A 17,060-nucleotide genomic window follows, 5' to 3' on the forward strand; every position below is an offset into this window, starting at 1 on the left:
ATTTCTGAAAGTCAGTTTTGATGTGGGTTTTGGAGAATTGGTATGATATGGCGCATCGAGATCCCAAAAGTCTGAAAGCTGCTTTACCGGGAATTGTGCGGATTTTGCGGCGGTTTGCGCCCCAGATGGGCAAACAAAAGGCGCTATTAATTGTGTCTTTTGTGGCACTGATGGCTGAGATTATCTTGCATCTTTTAGAACCTTGGCCATTAAAGTTTATCTTTGACTACATTCTTGTACCTGGTTTTCGTTCTCAGTCCTTGGGAATTCCCCTGCTTGCAGAACTCAGCCCATTTGCCCTATTAACAGGCTTGACATTGGGGTTAGTAGCGATCGCTTTACTTCGCGCCACTGCTGCTTACTTCAGCGTGGTGGGGATGGCGCTAGCTGCTAGCAATGTGTTAACTGAGATTCGCTCTGAGCTTTACAGCCATCTCCAGAGCCTTTCTTTGTCATTTCACCACAAAGCCAAGGGTGGCGACTTAATTACCCGTGTTACCTCAGATATTGAGCGACTACGGGAAGTTACGGTAATGGCGGTATTGCCCTTAATTGCCCATTCCCTCACCCTATTTGGCATGATTTTTGTCATGTTCTGGCTACATTGGGAATTGGCATTGATTGCTGCTGCCGTGTTTCCCCTGTTTATCTTCTTTACTATGCGCTTGACAAAACGCATCAGGCAAGTGGTGCGATCGCAGCGTCAGCGTGAAGGTGCAATGGCTGCCACAGCAGCAGAGTCCATCGGAGCTATCAAGGTTGTTCAGGCGCTCTCTTTGCAAGATATGCTGGAGCATACCTTTTCCAGCCATAACCGCCAAAGCTTAAAAGAAAGTGCCAAAGCGCAAAAACTGGCAGCAGGTTTAGAGCGGATGGTGGAATTGCTCGTAGGGATTGCCACTGCCTTGGTGTTATGGCGGGGTGTGCAGTTGGTATTGGGACAGGCGATCACACCTGGGGATTTGCTCGTATTTGTCAACTATCTCAGAATTGCCTTTAAGCCAATGCGGCAGCTTGCCAAGTACACAGGGCAAATCGCTAAAGCAACAGCTTCCGGTGAGCGCATCTTGGATGTACTGGACACAGTACCCGACATCCGCGATGCACGGGGAGCAATGGATGCACCGCCTTTAAAGGGAGGTGTGCGGTTTGAAAATGTTACCTTTGCTTATGAACCAAAAAAGGGAATTTTACAGAACGTTAGCTTTGAGGTGCAACCAGGTCAACACGTCGCCTTAGTTGGGCCATCTGGCGGCGGTAAATCAACTCTGGTAAGTCTGCTCTTGCGCCTTTATGACCCATTGGAAGGGCGGATTCTAGTTGATGGTCACGACCTGCGCGAGTATAAGCTGCAATCTATCCGGCAGCAAATCAGCGTGGTGTTACAAGATACTATCCTGTTTGCCGCCAGTGTCAAAGATAATATTGCTTATGGTTGTTTGGGAGCTTCTGACCAAGCAATTGAACGCGCTGCTCGTCTGGCAAATGCCCACGATTTCATCATGGCAATGCCTGAAGGCTACGAGACTATTTTGGGCGAGAGAGGGGCGACGCTTTCAGGGGGACAACGGCAGAGAATTTCCATTGCTCGTGCAGCCATTCGTCAAGCTGCAATCGCAATTTTGGATGAGCCTACCACTGGCTTAGACAACGAAAACGAACACGCCGTCAACGAAGCACTGGAACGTTTGACTCAAGAATGCACCACTTTTTTAGTTTCTCACAACCTCAAAGCTGTTGAACAAGCCGATTTAATTCTCTACATCGAAGGTGGACAAATCTTAGAACAAGGTACGCACAAGGAACTGCTGCGCCTGGGTGGACGATACGCCGCGATGTATGCCTTGAAATCTGCGGTTAGTGGAAATTCCCGCGAGGATGATGTGTATGCAGTTGAAGCTTAATAAGAAGAGACTGGAGGATGAGGGAGACAAAAGGAATAACCAATGCCCAATGCCTCATGCCCCATGCCCAATCCCTGATTTTACCCGTGTGATTTTGGTGCGTCACGCACAGAGTAGTTACAATGCCCAAAAGCGTTATCAAGGAAGTTGCGACGACTCAGTGCTGACCGATAAGGGGCGCAGCGATGCCTATCAAACTGGTGTTGCCCTGAGGGATGTAAGGATAGATGCAGTTTATACAAGTCCTCTGCGACGAGTTCAGCAAACTGTAGTTGAGATTTTAAGAGGGATGAAAGTAGAGAAACCTGTCTTTACATCTGCTCATCTCAAAGAAATCGATATGCCTGCATGGCAAGGGCTAACGTACAAATACGTACAAGAACATTTTGCGGCAGACTATCGCTGCTGGAAGGAGCGACCCCACGAGTTTCAGATGATACCGCAGGTGGAAAGGCAGTCAAGATCTGCTATATGTGTCCAACAGCAGTGTTTCCCGGTACTGGATTTGTACGATCGCGCTGATCAATTCTGGCAGGAAATTTTGCCGCTTCATACTGGCAAGACTATCTTGATTGTCAGTCACAGCGGCACAATTCGGGCGTTAATTAGTACTGCGATCGCAATAAAATCTGAGCAATACCACGTCCTTCAGCAATCAAATTGCGGCATCAGCATCCTGAATTTTTCCACACTCAAACATCAGCAGCCCCAACTTGAGGCAATGAATATTACCACCCATCTCAGTGAAGTTCTGCCCAAGCTCAAGGATGGTAAACAAGGTCTGCGTTTACTTTTAGTACCAGCCACCGACACAAACCCACATTTAATTAATCAGCTAGCTGAACGCCTTCAGGCAGTGCCTATTGATTTTAGCCTTAACAGCGATTTAGAAAGTTCTCAACACACCACCGAGCAACTGCTTAAATATCATCCCAAAACGGTACAAATCCAGGTATTACATCAATATTTCCCTCAGATTTTGCAACAAAAATTTTCATCTCAACGCGCCACGATATCATCTAATGAAACAGATTCAACTCATTTCATCACAGGATTAATAGTAGCCTGTCCCTCCATTATCCAAAATTTACTACGTCAGGTATTGGACACCTCACCCGAATGCTTGCAACTGATTCCCGACACCTTAAGTGTTATTTACTATCCTCTAAAAAGCCTTACCCCTGTGCTGCAAGCCATGAATATTAATAATTCGTAATTCGTAATTAATTAGGAATTAATTAGGAATTAATTTATTGAAGGACAGAGGACAGAGTAATTAACTAAAGTTTATGAATCAATAAAAAATGCGTAGCAATAATATTTTAGAGCAGGCGGATTTATCCGTGGGGTAATAATTACGAATTACTTTGACAAACTATGAAAATATTAGTGACTGGAGTTGCTGGTTTTATTGGGTTTCATCTGGCACAGCGTCTTTTAGCGGAAGGGATGCAGGTTTATGGCATCGATAACTTGAATGACTACTATGATGTAAACCTGAAAAAAGCTCGCTTGGAGCAACTTTACCCCCAAACTGGATTCACCTTTCAATTTTTAGATTTAAGCGATCGCCTTGGCACTGCTCAACTATTCCAAGATCAGAACTTTGACTACGTAGTTCACCTAGCTGCTCAAGCCGGAGTCCGCTATTCCTTACACAACCCTTTTGCCTACGTAGACAGCAACCTCTCAGGATTTGTCAACGTGTTAGAAGGCTGTCGCCATAGCCAGGTTGGTCATTTCGTCTTTGCCTCTTCTAGTTCTGTCTATGGCACTAACACTAAAGTACCATTTGCCACCAGCGATAATGTTGACCATCCCATTTCACTCTACGCCGCTACCAAAAAGTCAAATGAGTTGATGGCTCATGCCTACAGCCATCTGTACAACTTGCCAACTACAGGATTACGCTTTTTTACAGTGTATGGGCCTTGGGGACGTCCTGATATGGCTTACTTTAAATTTGTGCAGGCGATCGCAGCTAACCAGCCAATTGACGTTTACAACTTTGGTACAATGCAACGAGACTTCACCTACATCGATGATGTAATTGAAGGACTAATTCGGGTTATGCAAAACCCACCCCAAGCTGATGACCGAGATACCGCAATCAGCAAAGCACCTTACAAGCTCTACAATATTGGCAACAATAACCCGGTAGAGTTAATGACGTTTATTGAAGTTATTGAAAAAGCACTGGGTAAGCAAACCAAAAAGAACTTACTACCCATGCAGCCAGGTGACGTTTTTTCTACCTACGCTGACGTAGATGACCTGATGCAAGATGTAAACTTTAAACCTGTAACTCAAATTGAGCAAGGTATCGAGCACTTTGTGCAGTGGTATCGAGACTATTACAGTTATTAAAGAAAAACATTCCAGGATTATGAAAAAACAATCTCAGTTGAAAAATGTCTGGAATGTCTGCCATCTCAGTGTGCTTGCTTTTACAACCACTCTTTCACTAGCAAGTAAAGTTTTTGCTAACGAAGCCCCCCCTACTCCCTTCACTAAAATCAATGCTGTTTCTGAGTTAGCAGAAATTCAATCTACTGACTGGGCTTTTCAATCTCTGAAATCCTTAATGGAGCGCTACGGGGTGGTTGCAGGTCATCCTGATAACACCTTTGGTGGGAACCGAGCCATGACTCGTGATGAATTTGCTGCCAGTCTTGCCGCAACCATGAACCGCATCAACGAACTGACAAGTGCAGATGCTAACCAAGTCTACCAGAAAGACTTGGAAACATTGAAGCGGTTGCAAGCTGAGTTTACCAAAGAGCTAGAGGTTTTACAAAAACGATTAGACAGTGTGGAAACCCGGATAAATTCTACAGAACCGTTTTCTACAACTACTAAATTAGAGGGCGAAGTCCTTTTTGCTGTCTCTGGAGTTGGCGGCGGTGAAAAAGCTGATGACAGTGGCGAGACTATCGATAGCAATCTTACCTTAAGTAGTCGAGCACGCCTGACCTTCAATACCAGCTTTACTGGAAAAGACCGCCTCAAAGTTCGCCTCCAAGCTAGTAATCTCCCTAGAATAGATGATGCGACGGAGACTGATATGGCTCGTTTAGCCTTTCAGAGCAACAGCGATAATCAATTTGAATTGAGTGTTTTGGAATATCGCTTTCCCATAGGAGAGCAAGCTGTTGTTTATCTTGAGGCAGAAGGCGGCGACCTTGATGATTTTACCGATACGCTCAATCCCTTTTTCAGTGGTAGTGGACGTGGTTCCATTTCCCGTTTTGCACAGCGCAACCCAATTCATCGGCAGGGCGGGGGTGCTGGAGTCGGATTAGTTTACGATTTTAGTGACTCAATCAGCTTGAGTTTGGGGTATGTAGCAGATGATGCTGATGATCCAGAAGTTGGGTTTGGTGAAGCGGAATACGGGGCGATCGCTCAACTCAATCTCGAACCCAGTGAGTCCTTAAAAGTTGGCTTCACCTACATCCACTCTTACAACAGCCTCGAAACAGGAACCGGCTCTCGCCGCGCCAATGATCCTTTTGATGATGAAAGTGATGCCATTATTGCAGACTCTTTTGGTTTACAATCAACCTTCGATGTTAACGATGGTTTAACTATCTCTGGTTGGGCTGGCTTTACCCACGCGACAGCAATAGATTTGCCAAACGACCCAGTGGCAAATATTTTTAACTGGGCGATAACTTTGGCTCTCGTCGATTTAGGTAGTGAAAACAGCGTTGGCGGAATTGCCATCGGTCAACCACCCAAAGTTACCAGCAATGACTTTGAGGTTGCAAATCAGGTATATGCAGATGAAGACACATCTTTTCATCTAGAAGCCTTTTACCGCTTCCAAATTGATGAGTATATCGCCATCACTCCCGGATTACTGATAATTACTAACCCAGAACACGATCGCCAAAACGACACAATCTATATCGGCACAATTCGCACAACTTTCAGCTTTTAAATTCATATTTAATTACTCATTGTGGTGTTTTCCGCAAGTATTTAGGCTTTTGACTTATTAAATAATTTTATCATTAATTTATACTAAATCTTTACTGAAACTTTAAGTTTAAGTAGTAGCTTTGTGCTTAAGTATGTTTTTTCACTAAAGAATTAAAGTTTTTGTAAAAAATATTTGTTTAGGCTTGTCTCTTACCTATTTTTTATATTAACTATCAAACATTAGAAATCAAATAAGCAGCAAATATCATGCTAATGTTGACAATACCAAAATCAACCAAAGATATCGTCAAGGAAGTGCTTAGAAATGTTTATGACAAAGTGCGTCCATCCTATTTTTCAATATTTAATTCTAGAAGATTTTCTGTAACAATACACAACAATTATAGCGGTTTTTTTGCACAACTAAATTGGTGTCTTTATATCTTCTCTTTTTGTGAAGAAAAAGGTTTAATTCCTGATATTCACCTGACTGGAGAAAACTATTTAGCTGCTGAATTAGGCGAAAATTGGTTTCAATACTTTTTTGAAGTTCCTGAGCTACCTGGAGACAAAATATATAAAACTTCACAAAATAAATTGATAAAAAGTATTGCTATTACGCATATTTTACAACTACTTTTGCCACGCGAACACTTCGATAAAATGACTGTATTATATGCATCAAATCTTATGAAAAAATATATGCATATTAATCAACATATACAGACAAAAGTAGATACATACTTCCAAAAATATTTTCAGGGTAGATTTGTATTAGGGATACACTATAGGGGGACTGATAAAATAGTTGAGTCTCCTAGAGTTTCTTGGGAATATGTTAAGAAAGTAGTCAATAATTATCTAAATAAACATCCTAAAGTAGATTGTCTTTTTGTAGCCAGTGATGAAGGTGATTTTATTGATTATATAAAAAATAAATTTCAATTTATACCAGTTTTTAACCATGAAGATCAGCTAAAATCAATTAACAATGAAGCTTTTCATCACATCAATTTAGGTAAAGATAATTTTAAAAAAGGTGAAGAAGCGTTGATAAACGCTCTCTTACTGTCTCAATGCAACGTATTAATCAGGACAAGTTCATTCTTGTCAGCATGGGCATCCATTTTTAACCCAGACTTACCAATAATTTTGTTAAACAGTCCAAATAAAGATACACTTTGGTTCCCAGAGAAAGAATTGATTTCAAAATCTATGAACCAATATCTCATCGAATAGCACGAAGTCAGTCCCTTCGGGGAATTAAAAATTAACATCTCCATAAATATACTAGTTATCAGCGTTCACTAATAACTAGTAACTGTTTGAAATTACACTTCAGCAGGGAGATATTCTTGTTGTCTCTCCACAAATGTCTGGACACGGGCGCGGTAATCTCTGACGGTATCGTCTACCCAATCGCGATCGTTGCTATTTGCATACAAGTGTACTAGTGGTTCGCTGGCATCTGGTAAAACTAACAACCAACTGTCATCGTAGGGCTGGCAAATTTTCACCCCATCGATTAATTCTAGGTTTTGGGCTGGGTGAGTTTCGACCAAATAACGCATTAGTGAGCCTTTGGCTGTCCAAGGACAACGTACTGTATAAGATTTGTGAATTACACGAGGCAATTCTGAGCGGACAGTAGCAAGCGATCGCTCTTGAATGGTCAGCATCTCAATCAGTTTAGCAATGCAGAACATGGAATCAAATCCCGGATGCAGTTGCGGAAAAATAAAACCAACGTCTCCACTGCCCCCTATTACCACATTCGGATTTTTCTGACAAGCCTCCATCAATGCTGCGGGATTGGCTTTAGTGCGAATCACTTTACCATCATGGCGACGGGCGACTTGTTCGACTGCACTAGAAGCATGAACTGGCACAACTACTGTTCCTCTGGGGTGAGCGGTTAACATCATGTCCACCATCAGTGCTGTTAACATTTCCCCACGAATTAGGCTTCCCGATTCATCAACTAAAATCAGTTGTTCCCCATTAGCTGTTACTTGGACACCGAAGTTAGCTTTTAACGCCTCGACTACATGACCCAACTGAGTCAGCAGTGCTTCACGGTCAGTTGTGGTTACAGCATTTTTATTCAGGCTGGCATTCAGCACCACCGCATCAGCGCCAAATTTATCTAACATTTGGGGTAACACTGCCCCAGATACAGCATAAACATAGTCAATCACCACTTTTGCCCGACTGTTACAAAGAGTAGCAACATGTAACAGCTTCTCAAAGGCAGTACAGTAACGGTCAATAACTTGGCTAGGATATGCCACATCGCCAATTTCGTGAATTAGCGCCCGCCGCATATCTTCTTTAAAGTAAGCCCCCTCAATTTTCTTTTCTAGAGCCTTGGAGATATTAATACCCTTGGCATCCATAAATTCAATTAGGATGTAGTCAGGGCGATCTGGGTGTACCCGCACATGGATACCGCCAGCAACGGACATGGTGGGTATAACTGTGCGAGCTATGGGAATAGCTGTAGCATCGAGATTTTGAATATCAACACCTACTGACATCAAACCAGCAATTAGCGATCGCGTCACCATGCGAGAAATATTACGCTGATCACGGGAAACTGTTACCTTAGAGCCAGGTTTTAAGGTAGAACCGTAAGCAGCTCCTAACTTGACGGCAAATTCTGGGGTGATGTCGATATTAGCTAATCCTTGCACACCACGTTGCCCAAATAAATTTCGTTGGGCGATGTTACCCCAAATCAAGTTAATGTTTAAAATTGCACCTGACTCGATCTTCTTACTAGGCCAAACACGCACACCAGGACTAATTTGGGCTTCTTCTCCCACCGTAGAAAGCGAACCCACTACCGCAGCTTCTAATACCTGAGCACGGCGGTCTACACGAGTCCCACGAGAAATTACGCAGGCGCTCAGCTGTGCTTCATCTCCAATAATCGCTCCATTCCATACAATTGGACGCTTGAGATTAGCATCAGCGCCAATGGTGACATTATCCCCAATGATAGTTCCATCCTCAATATGTACTCTGGCCCCAATGCGGCAATTGTCACCAATCACAGCTGGGATTTGAATAATTGCTGTTGGGTCAATAAAGGTATTTTGTCCTACCCATAACCCAGTTGAAACTTCTTTGTAGGCAACATCAAGTTCCACCTTCCGAGCTAATGCATCATACTGAGCTTGGCGATAAGCGTCTAAATGACCAACATCGCACCAGTAACCTTCAGCAATGTAACCGTATATTGGCTCATCTTTGGCTAGAAGCAGGGGAAATAAGTCTTTGGAAAAGTCGCATTCAGTGTTTGCTGGCAAATATTCCAAAACTTCTGGATCAAGAATATAAGTGCCCGTGTTGACTGTATCGGAAAAAATTTCACTAGTAGAAGGTTTTTCTAAAAATCGGCGAATTCTGCTTTGCTCATCGGTAATTACCACCCCAAACTCAATTGGGTTAGGAACCCTAGTTAAAATCAAAGTAGCTTTTGACTGTTTTTGTTTGTGAAATTCAATTGCCGCTGTGAGGTCAAAATCTGTTATGCTATCGCCGCTAATGACTAAAAAAGTTTCATCAAGGAGTTCGGCAATATTCTTCACACAGCCTGCTGTACCAAGGGGCTGGTCTTCTTCCACGGCGTAGGTCATTTGTATGCCAAAATCGCCACCATCTTGGAAGTAGTCTCGCAGGACATCAGGTAAATAATGTAATGTCGCAATTACTTCTGTAATTTGGTGTCGTTTGAGAAGATTGATAATGTGTTCAGCAATTGGTCGATTTAAGATAGGCACCATCGGTTTAGGCAGGTCGCAAGTTAACGGGCGAAGCCGCGTTCCCGAACCGCCTGCCATCAGTACTGCACGCATAAATCCTCCTTAGCTATTTGCAGCATTCCCTGCGTCAAGACCCGTAAGATCCGTTTTGTTTTTCTTTCTTTAGTCTCCTATGGATCTTGAGATTTGAGGAACTTCCGCAAGATGCATCTGATAAGTAGTAAGCATATCTACTTACCCATTAAACTATTTGTCCAGAGAAAATGAACAAGGGGAATTGCTTGTGAAAAAGATATTTCTCTGTAGCTATCAGAAGCTTTCAAAGCAAAGAGAGCCATAAAGAAAAGGAAAATTATTTTTACCTTTTATCTTGACGATTAGTCTGTCTTTTGCCTGTGTTCTATGCTGACGATAGAGGTTTCTGTTGGTTAACTGGTAAATAGCTGTGATGCCTAAGGCTACTTTACACTGGAGTGAGAGAATGTATTGTCAACAAACTCGGATGTCGAAGACTGAAGCGTTTGACCATACCTTCTCAGTATTGGTTATAAAGTATCTACATGGTGTAGAAAAACTTAGTTTAAATTCTGTCAGTTACTAACGGAGTTGATGGGAATGGTTAAATTAATTATTTTCGGTTTAATAGTGGTTTATGTTGGTGGCGTTTGGAAATTCTGGAATGGGTTTGAGCGAACTAATTTTAATCCCAGTTTGCCCAATCGCATTGGTTTAGCTTTGTTATGGCCAGCTTTGTTTATTACGAATCAATCCTATCGTCGAAACTTTAAAAAGGCTTTGAAGGGTTAGAGATGACTTTTAAAGTTATCTGTCGTCAAGATTGATTTGATAGGTTCGTAGTTAGTGCTTTAGCGCTAAAGCACTAACTACAAACAAAGTCTATTTTTCTCTAAAATTCCGATTTTTAGGTAAATTTTTTAAAGAGCGATCGCACTTTAATCCCCTTTGTACTTTACTGGAGTTTATTTTGCTCTCTGTAAGCGAAGCAGAGCGATCTAATATTTTTAAAAAAACTAATGATTCCCAGTATCTGACTGGGAATGCCAATTGCGAGGCTCTGCCTGCCGAATTCGCGGCAGAGCCGCAATAGAGATCATTTCCAGTCTCTGACTGGAAACGAGGTTTTAAATTCCCAATGAGGGATTACGAATTGCTTTTTATTTGGTGAGGATATTGATGACTGCACCCGCTGCTGCACCATCAAGTAAATCACCGGCGGTATCTTCACGACCGCCAAGAACTGCACGAGTTGCGGCGCTAGCGCCTGCACCGACTGCGGCGTCTTGACCTAAGTCACGTTTTTTGGGATTGCGTCTTAGCCCATTGGCTCCATTGACAGCAGCGCCAGCAGCGCCACATTTAGCAGCATTGCGTAATACTGTGCCACGTCCTCTAATGGCTCCAGTTACTACGCATGTACCAGCTCCAATGGCTGCATCTCTTAGTACTTGGTCATCGGCAGCAGCTGGTTTAACAGGAACTAAGGTGACACCAGCTAAACTGGCAGCCATCAGACCGGGTAAAAGCGCACGTTTTAGAATTCGATTCATGGTAGAACCCTCTCAAAATTTCAAACACCTGGAGAAAACCGGAGTTGTTGCGATCGCAGATGATCTTACTTTTTAGTTTAGACAACATAGCAACGGTTTTTGGTTTGAGAACACTCCCATAATGACACTAATAAAACCCCGATTGCATCTACTAAAGGTATAAATTGGGCAATCTTATAGACTGATAAGATTTACTGATTAGCTAACTATCGATTTTTGACTAAATAGCCTGAATCCACTCTTTGACAGAATATTCTGTCCAGATGCCATTTTTCCAATAAGGGTCATTTTCAATCAATTGGCGGATGGTAGCTTCGTCTTCGGCTTCGTAAATTCCAAAAACTTTCGTGACATCTTTGGTAGGGCCAATAGTAATCAGCACACCAGATTCTTTCTGTTTTGCTAATCCGTCTAAATGAGCTTGACGGTAAGGAGTACGCTTTTCTAGAACGTCTTTGCAATAGGTTCCCCAGAGGATATATTTAGTCATATCTTTGTTAGTACTACTAGTTAAGAATATATTGTGCTAGGAGTTTGATCTAATCAATTTCTAAAATTAGATTGTCAATTGCTTGTTTTACCGTATTGTGTATTAATTGATGAGGCTGAGGCTCAAGTAGAGTATTCCCAGGCTGAGCCTGGGAACTAGAAATATCCTGAGTTTTAGCTTCTCAAGTTAACGCCGAATTTTTCTACTAAAGCTTCGCGGACTTGATTGTGGACTGGTTCGACTTCAGCCTCAGTGAGAGTGCGATCGCTGGATCGATAGATTAAGCGAAATGCCAAACTCCGTTGTCCTTGTGGTACATTTTCGCCGCGATATTCATCAAACAATTCCACTGATTCCAGTAAGCCTTTACCAGCGTTGCTAATTGCTTTTTCAATTTCGGCGACGGAGACTTTCACTGGTGCGAAAAAGGCGATGTCGCGATCGCTAGCTGGATAGGTGGAATAAGGATGAAACGTCGGAGTGAGGATTTCATCTTGTTCCATAGAATCTAAGAGCACGTCTACATCTAGCTGGAAAACGTAGACTGAATCTGGTAAGCCTTTTTCGCGTCGCACTTGGGGATGGAGTTGTCCAAAAATACCTAGTCTGTTACCCCTAACCCAGAGTGAGGCGGTGCATCCTGGATGCAAGCGTTCATCACGGCGATCTGGTTGATATTCTACTTGTAAGCCAAGTTGCCGAAATACACTTTCTAAAATACCTTTGGCTTCAAACCAGGTTAGGGATTGCTCTCGACCACTTGTTGACCATTTACCAATGGTACAATCGCCTCCGATGATACCAGCGATCGCTTCTGCTTCTTGTAACCCGTCTTCTTGCCAGAAAATTCGCCCAATTTCAAAGCCATTGAGAGAACCGTTACCTTGCTCTAAATTGTATTGAAAAGCATCAATCAACCCAGAGATTAAATCAGTTCGTAGCGCCGAATATTCTACAAATAAAGGGTTACTTAATACTATCTGGCTTGCTTCCCCTGGTTTCACTAAAGAGTAGTGGATTAATTCTGTCAATCCTTCCGCCCGCAGGTAAGCGCGTAACTCGCGGATCAGTTCCTGATCTAAAGGTAGATAACCAGCTTCCGCCTTTTCTGGTAAAGTGTCGCAAAACTTGTTGTAGCCATAGAGACGGGCAATTTCTTCAATTAGGTCAATTTCCCGTTCTAAGTCACGGTAACGATAGGGCGGTACAGAAACAGACCAAGTACCTTCTCCCGAAGGCGTTAACTGACATCCTAGTGCAGTCAGGATGCGTTCAACATCTTTTGCTTCGAGTTCTCCTGTGTCCTCTGCCAAGTCGATTGGGCCGAGAATCTGATTGACTCTATCTAAACGCAGTACAATAGAATGACTCCAAGTAGATGGATCAGGGCGAGTGTCGGCAATTTCCTGCTGAACCAGCATACCTTGAGCTAACTCGCTAATCAGCGCCAAAGCGCGGCGATTGGCTACTTCCAACTCAGCCCGATTAACTCCTCGTTCGTATCTACCAGAAGCCTCGCTTCTTAACCCCACGCTCCGGGAAGAACGGCGAATTGCTACAGAATCAAACAAGGCTGCTTCTAAAACAAGGCTTTGAGTACCTTCATGCACTTCTGTTTCTTCTCCACCCATGACTCCCGCAAGGGCTACGGGTTTGTCGTTAGCGGTGATTAACAAATTTTGAGTTTTGAGGGTGCGAGTTTGTCCATCCAAAGTTTTGAGGGTTTCTTCAGCAGCGGCGAAGCGGACACCAATGGTTAGATTTTCACTACCAGCAACAGATTTTAGGCGATCGCAATCAAAAGCGTGCAGTGGTTGTCCCCATTCCAACAAAACATAGTTAGTAATGTCCACCACATTATTAATTGGTCTGACTCCAGCCGCCCGCAAGCGCTGTTGCAACCAATCGGGAGATGGCGCAATTTTGATTTGTTCAATTACTGTACCAATATAGGCGGGGCAAGCTTGCGGCTCGGTGATTTTTAAAGCTAAATTTCCACCACCTCTGGTAATCGCTACCTCACCCGGTTCAGGAATGCTCAACTTTGCATCTGTCAAAGCTGCTACTTCTCGTGCTACCCCTACCATACTCAGAGCATCGGCGCGATTAGCTGTGGCAGTGAGATCTAAAATTACATCATCTAGACCCAACAATGTACGCACATCGCTACCCACTGGCAAATTTGCTTGAGGAAAAATATGAATTCCGTCTACATCACTAGGTAAACCGAGTTCCTTTAAAGAGCAGATCATACCCTGAGACTGGACGCCACGCAGTTTTGCAGGTTTAATTTTTAAATCGATGTTAGGTAAGTAAGTACCTGTTGTTGCTACTGGTACATAAATATCTGCCCGGACATTGGGAGCACCACAGACAATATTTAAAGTTTCATCTGCACCGATATCCACTTGACAAACACTCAATTTATCAGCGTTGGGGTGGGGTTGACGCTCAAGCACTCTTCCCACCACAACGCCATTTGCCCAAGTGCGCCGATCTTCAATATCTTCTACTTCAAACCCAGCCATTGTTAGGGTTTCGGCTAATTCTTCGTGGCTCAGTTTTATCTCTACTAGTTCTCGCAGCCAATTTAGAGAAATACGCATGGAGTGTGCTGGTTTTTGAAATCGTCTTTTGCTCTAATTTTAGGGTGTCAATTAGCGATCGATGGCTACTCATCTCGCAAGACATACCCTTCCATCTGAACAATCCTACTACGTTGAACTGACGGAACAATCTTTTTTAGCTATCTTTCCTTTGCGTTCTTGAGATTTTGGCAGCAGCCTGCGGCTCTGCGTCTACATAAAAAACAACTTGCACCAATCATCTAATCAATGTAAACCTAATATTCAACTAAAGTTACGGGAATATGCTGACTGAAATTCTTAAAATCATAATCATCATCGTATTCAATCGTGCCAAATAATTCTAGAATTTTCAGTTGCTTTCGACGCTGCACATACTCTCGTAATGCTTCTTCAACAACGGCACGCTTAGTACGATCACCACCAAGCTCGAGGGCTTTCTGAATTAAGTTTTCGTCAATTTCTAGATTAATAGCCATGTTGACATTATTACACAAACTAATGTTCGCAAAATAACCTCTTGGATGAACAACTTGAGTTTTATAATTCAACGGCTTGCAATTGCTGACAAATACAAACGTAACCAATCCTTTTCATTAAACTCGCCGCAGGTCAGTATTATCTTCTTCTAAAAGCCATGATACTGACCAATAGTGTAGCTGCATTCGATAATAATTTTCCGAAAAAATTACAGCGTGATAGTTAATTTAAGTTAGATGCATAAAGACTATCTTCAATAACTCCGCGCGAGTAAAAGGTTTTGTAAGATATCCAGATGCCCCTACCAGTCTTGCTTTGACTTTATCTACTATTCCCTTGTTTCCAGTTACAAAAATAATCGGTATCTCTTTAAATAGCGAGTTGTTTCGTATGATTTGGCACAACTCATATCCATCAATTCCTACCATGTTCAGATCCAATAAAATTAAGTCTGGTTTGTGTCTGATAATCGACATAACCGCTTTCAGTGGCTCGTTAATAGTCACAACATCAAAATTTTCATTTTCTAAGAAACGGCTAATTTCTTTGAGAATTGTGGGGCTATCATCTACGGAAATGATTTTGTAGGTTTTTTTGGCAATTACAGTATTAGACGTAACTTTTTCAGAAGCAATATTTATGTTATTATTGGTTTCTAACTCCTGAAAATTTTCTTTTAAAGACTCAGAAAATTTTGGCGATCGCTCAATAGGAGTTATACTGTTTTCAAGATTATCTGGGTAAGCTTTACTAGTTGTGTTACTTAGTTCTTCTACAACATCAACTGATTTGCGATTAATTAAGTCTGTTATCAATTTAGAAGACTGGGTAAATTCTTCCAATGTATTTGGTAACTGATCAAATGGTGGGTCTGGTTCATGTAAGATAATTTTTCCCTGAATAATGTGAGGGTATAAATTGTGAGCCAGTTCGATTTCATCTTGATTCATAATCACAGCAAGATGACGTAAGCTGAAACCCTTCATCCAATTAGTTAAATTGGGCTTGAGATTTGGTAAGTTTCCGTTCTGTAGTTTGCCAGAAATCAACAGATATGGACGTTGATATGGAGAAGAAATTTGAGGTTCAAAAGACTTCCAATTTCTTAGTCTTGCTTGACTGTGTTCTAAAATATTTTTTACATCCAATCTGCAAATGATTGGCATTCTATTCAGGGTTTCTGTTAGTTCATAAGTACCTTCTTTGAGCAATAGAAATGATTCAATCACTTCTTTAACTAATTCTGGAATCAGTACTGCTGTTTGTGTAGAATGTAGATATTGTTGACTAATAAGCCATTGTATGGCTTGATATTCAGGAGGCTGATTTCGGGCATTGCTGTCGTGTTCTGCTACCTGACTATATGTATCTGGTTCAAACATCAGACGTAATTGAACACGAACTTCACTGGTAAGTAGTGGAATTTGATGACTGAGGCGACGCAAATGACGTTCTAATCGATCAAAGGGTTCAACTGAATGGGTAGCATAGATTATTTTGCCTTGCTCTAAGTAAATCGACCAAGAAACTGAATTGCTAAATGCTTGTAAACAAATAGTCTCAGAGCAATTAAATAACTGTCTTAACAAACTCTGAGGACGTAGTTTAGTAAATGTACCTGAGTTATTCATATTTTTTGAGTTTTTTGCGGATAAGCGACTAAACATTCGTAAATTGGAAATATCGGTTATGAAGGATTTCCTTCTTTTTAATATTTCTCTACAGACAAATTATTTCTTTTAAAATATGTATATATATTACAAGCTATAATTTTGATAATTTTTTTGTTATATTCAACAGGTTTTTCTAAGTTCCAGAAAAAGAAGTAAGTGGGCATAAGCAGATGTAAATTTTTGTCATGACTATTTTATAGGTGTTAGTCTTAGTTGTCAGTTACCCTCACCACCGACAACTCTTGGCTAAAGACTTCAAAAATTATGTTTATTTACACCCAGTTACTTGCTAAACAATTTTGAAGTAAAGTTCACACAGTTCTTACAAGAATAGTTCTGAAGTCTGATGCTCTTAATTAGGACTAATTACTTTATGTAGAAACGGGAATTTTACTACATGAAATCTTTAAAAACTTATTTAGGAAAACGTACGTATTTATTGTATCCTAGTTATGAATAGATGAATTTTTGGTAGATCCACTACAACAGGTAATGCCAGCTCCTGATAAATTCTTTGTTTATTAAACTAGTCGTGATTAATAATTTCTTAGATATGTAGAGATGTTTGTGAAAATATTCTGTTTAATAAAGATTAAATTATCTATTGCCAAACACAATATTTGTAGTCGTGTTGGCTTGATAAACTATATACTTTGAGAGCGAGGGAAA

The 17,060-nt window shown here is 41.6% G+C and carries 12 protein-coding genes; 6 read left to right on the top strand and 6 right to left on the bottom strand.

The annotated features are described in order from the left end of the window. Positions 1 to 47 precede the first annotated feature (47 nt). The 5 genes from IQ246_RS12945 (at position 48) to IQ246_RS12965 (ending at position 7,067) form a co-directional block, all read left to right on the top strand. Positions 48 to 1,904: an ABC transporter ATP-binding protein gene (locus IQ246_RS12945; protein ID WP_194003609.1), complete on the top strand. Its 1,857-nt coding sequence runs from the start codon at positions 48 to 50 to the stop codon at positions 1,902 to 1,904. Then, positions 1,888 to 3,120 (top strand): histidine phosphatase family protein, encoded by a 1,233-nt coding sequence (locus IQ246_RS12950; RefSeq protein WP_244142016.1) that lies wholly within the window; start codon positions 1,888 to 1,890, stop codon positions 3,118 to 3,120. Before IQ246_RS12945 ends, IQ246_RS12950 begins: the two co-directional genes overlap by 17 nt. Before the next feature lie 161 nt (positions 3,121 to 3,281). Beyond that, positions 3,282 to 4,271 carry an NAD-dependent epimerase gene (locus IQ246_RS12955; protein WP_194003613.1) on the top strand — a complete coding sequence of 330 codons (990 nt, stop codon included), beginning with the start codon at positions 3,282 to 3,284 and terminating at the stop codon, positions 4,269 to 4,271. Positions 4,272 to 4,290: 19 nt separating this feature from the next. Continuing rightward, positions 4,291 to 5,847, top strand: coding sequence for an iron uptake porin (locus IQ246_RS12960; RefSeq protein WP_194003615.1), 1,557 nt, complete (start codon positions 4,291 to 4,293; stop codon positions 5,845 to 5,847). 254 nt (positions 5,848 to 6,101) lie between these two features. Further along, positions 6,102 to 7,067: a nodulation protein NodZ gene (locus IQ246_RS12965; protein ID WP_194003617.1), complete on the top strand. Its 966-nt coding sequence runs from the start codon at positions 6,102 to 6,104 to the stop codon at positions 7,065 to 7,067. Between the two features lie 92 nt (positions 7,068 to 7,159). Here IQ246_RS12965 and IQ246_RS12970 read toward each other — a convergent pair whose 3' ends face one another. Then, positions 7,160 to 9,688: a mannose-1-phosphate guanyltransferase gene (locus IQ246_RS12970; protein WP_194003619.1), complete on the bottom strand. Its 2,529-nt coding sequence runs from the start codon at positions 9,686 to 9,688 to the stop codon at positions 7,160 to 7,162. 522 nt (positions 9,689 to 10,210) lie between these two features. Between IQ246_RS12970 and IQ246_RS12975 the strand changes: the two genes are divergently transcribed. Next, positions 10,211 to 10,402, top strand: coding sequence for a hypothetical protein (locus IQ246_RS12975; RefSeq protein ID WP_194003621.1), 192 nt, complete (start codon positions 10,211 to 10,213; stop codon positions 10,400 to 10,402). Positions 10,403 to 10,770: 368 nt separating this feature from the next. Here IQ246_RS12975 and IQ246_RS12980 read toward each other — a convergent pair whose 3' ends face one another. The 5 genes from IQ246_RS12980 to IQ246_RS13000 all read right to left on the bottom strand — a co-directional run bounded on the left by IQ246_RS12980 (position 10,771) and on the right by IQ246_RS13000 (position 16,349). Continuing rightward, positions 10,771 to 11,163 (bottom strand): hypothetical protein, encoded by a 393-nt coding sequence (locus IQ246_RS12980; RefSeq protein WP_194003623.1) that lies wholly within the window; start codon positions 11,161 to 11,163, stop codon positions 10,771 to 10,773. A 220-nt stretch (positions 11,164 to 11,383) separates the two neighbouring features. Continuing rightward, the gene (locus IQ246_RS12985) at positions 11,384 to 11,653 is read right to left on the bottom strand and encodes a YciI family protein (RefSeq protein WP_194003625.1); all 270 of its coding nucleotides are present in this window, start codon (positions 11,651 to 11,653) and stop codon (positions 11,384 to 11,386) included. Between the two features lie 173 nt (positions 11,654 to 11,826). Further along, positions 11,827 to 14,259: a phenylalanine--tRNA ligase subunit beta gene (gene pheT / locus IQ246_RS12990; RefSeq protein ID WP_194003627.1), complete on the bottom strand. Its 2,433-nt coding sequence runs from the start codon at positions 14,257 to 14,259 to the stop codon at positions 11,827 to 11,829. 236 nt (positions 14,260 to 14,495) lie between these two features. Continuing rightward, entirely contained in the window at positions 14,496 to 14,717 is a 222-nt protein-coding gene (locus tag IQ246_RS12995; RefSeq protein ID WP_194003629.1) for a type II toxin-antitoxin system VapB family antitoxin, read from the bottom strand. Positions 14,718 to 14,945: 228 nt separating this feature from the next. Further along, entirely contained in the window at positions 14,946 to 16,349 is a 1,404-nt protein-coding gene (locus tag IQ246_RS13000; RefSeq protein ID WP_194003630.1) for a response regulator, read from the bottom strand. Positions 16,350 to 17,060 lie beyond the last annotated feature (711 nt).

The sequence above is a fragment of the aff. Roholtiella sp. LEGE 12411 genome (genome assembly GCF_015206995.1).
Lineage (GTDB): Bacteria > Cyanobacteriota > Cyanobacteriia > Cyanobacteriales > Nostocaceae > Komarekiella.

Coding starts and splice junctions, on each gene's coding strand:
- IQ246_RS12970 (WP_194003619.1), bottom strand. CDS start 9,688: ATGCGTGCAGTACTGATGGCAGGCGGTTCGGGAACGCGGCTTCGCCCG.
- IQ246_RS12960 (WP_194003615.1), top strand. CDS start 4,291: ATGAAAAAACAATCTCAGTTGAAAAATGTCTGGAATGTCTGCCATCTC.
- IQ246_RS12955 (WP_194003613.1), top strand. CDS start 3,282: ATGAAAATATTAGTGACTGGAGTTGCTGGTTTTATTGGGTTTCATCTG.
- IQ246_RS13000 (WP_194003630.1), bottom strand. CDS start 16,349: ATGAATAACTCAGGTACATTTACTAAACTACGTCCTCAGAGTTTGTTA.
- pheT (WP_194003627.1), bottom strand. CDS start 14,259: ATGCGTATTTCTCTAAATTGGCTGCGAGAACTAGTAGAGATAAAACTG.
- IQ246_RS12980 (WP_194003623.1), bottom strand. CDS start 11,163: ATGAATCGAATTCTAAAACGTGCGCTTTTACCCGGTCTGATGGCTGCC.
- IQ246_RS12965 (WP_194003617.1), top strand. CDS start 6,102: ATGTTGACAATACCAAAATCAACCAAAGATATCGTCAAGGAAGTGCTT.
- IQ246_RS12975 (WP_194003621.1), top strand. CDS start 10,211: ATGGTTAAATTAATTATTTTCGGTTTAATAGTGGTTTATGTTGGTGGC.
- IQ246_RS12950 (WP_244142016.1), top strand. CDS start 1,888: ATGCAGTTGAAGCTTAATAAGAAGAGACTGGAGGATGAGGGAGACAAA.
- IQ246_RS12985 (WP_194003625.1), bottom strand. CDS start 11,653: ATGACTAAATATATCCTCTGGGGAACCTATTGCAAAGACGTTCTAGAA.
- IQ246_RS12995 (WP_194003629.1), bottom strand. CDS start 14,717: ATGGCTATTAATCTAGAAATTGACGAAAACTTAATTCAGAAAGCCCTC.
- IQ246_RS12945 (WP_194003609.1), top strand. CDS start 48: ATGGCGCATCGAGATCCCAAAAGTCTGAAAGCTGCTTTACCGGGAATT.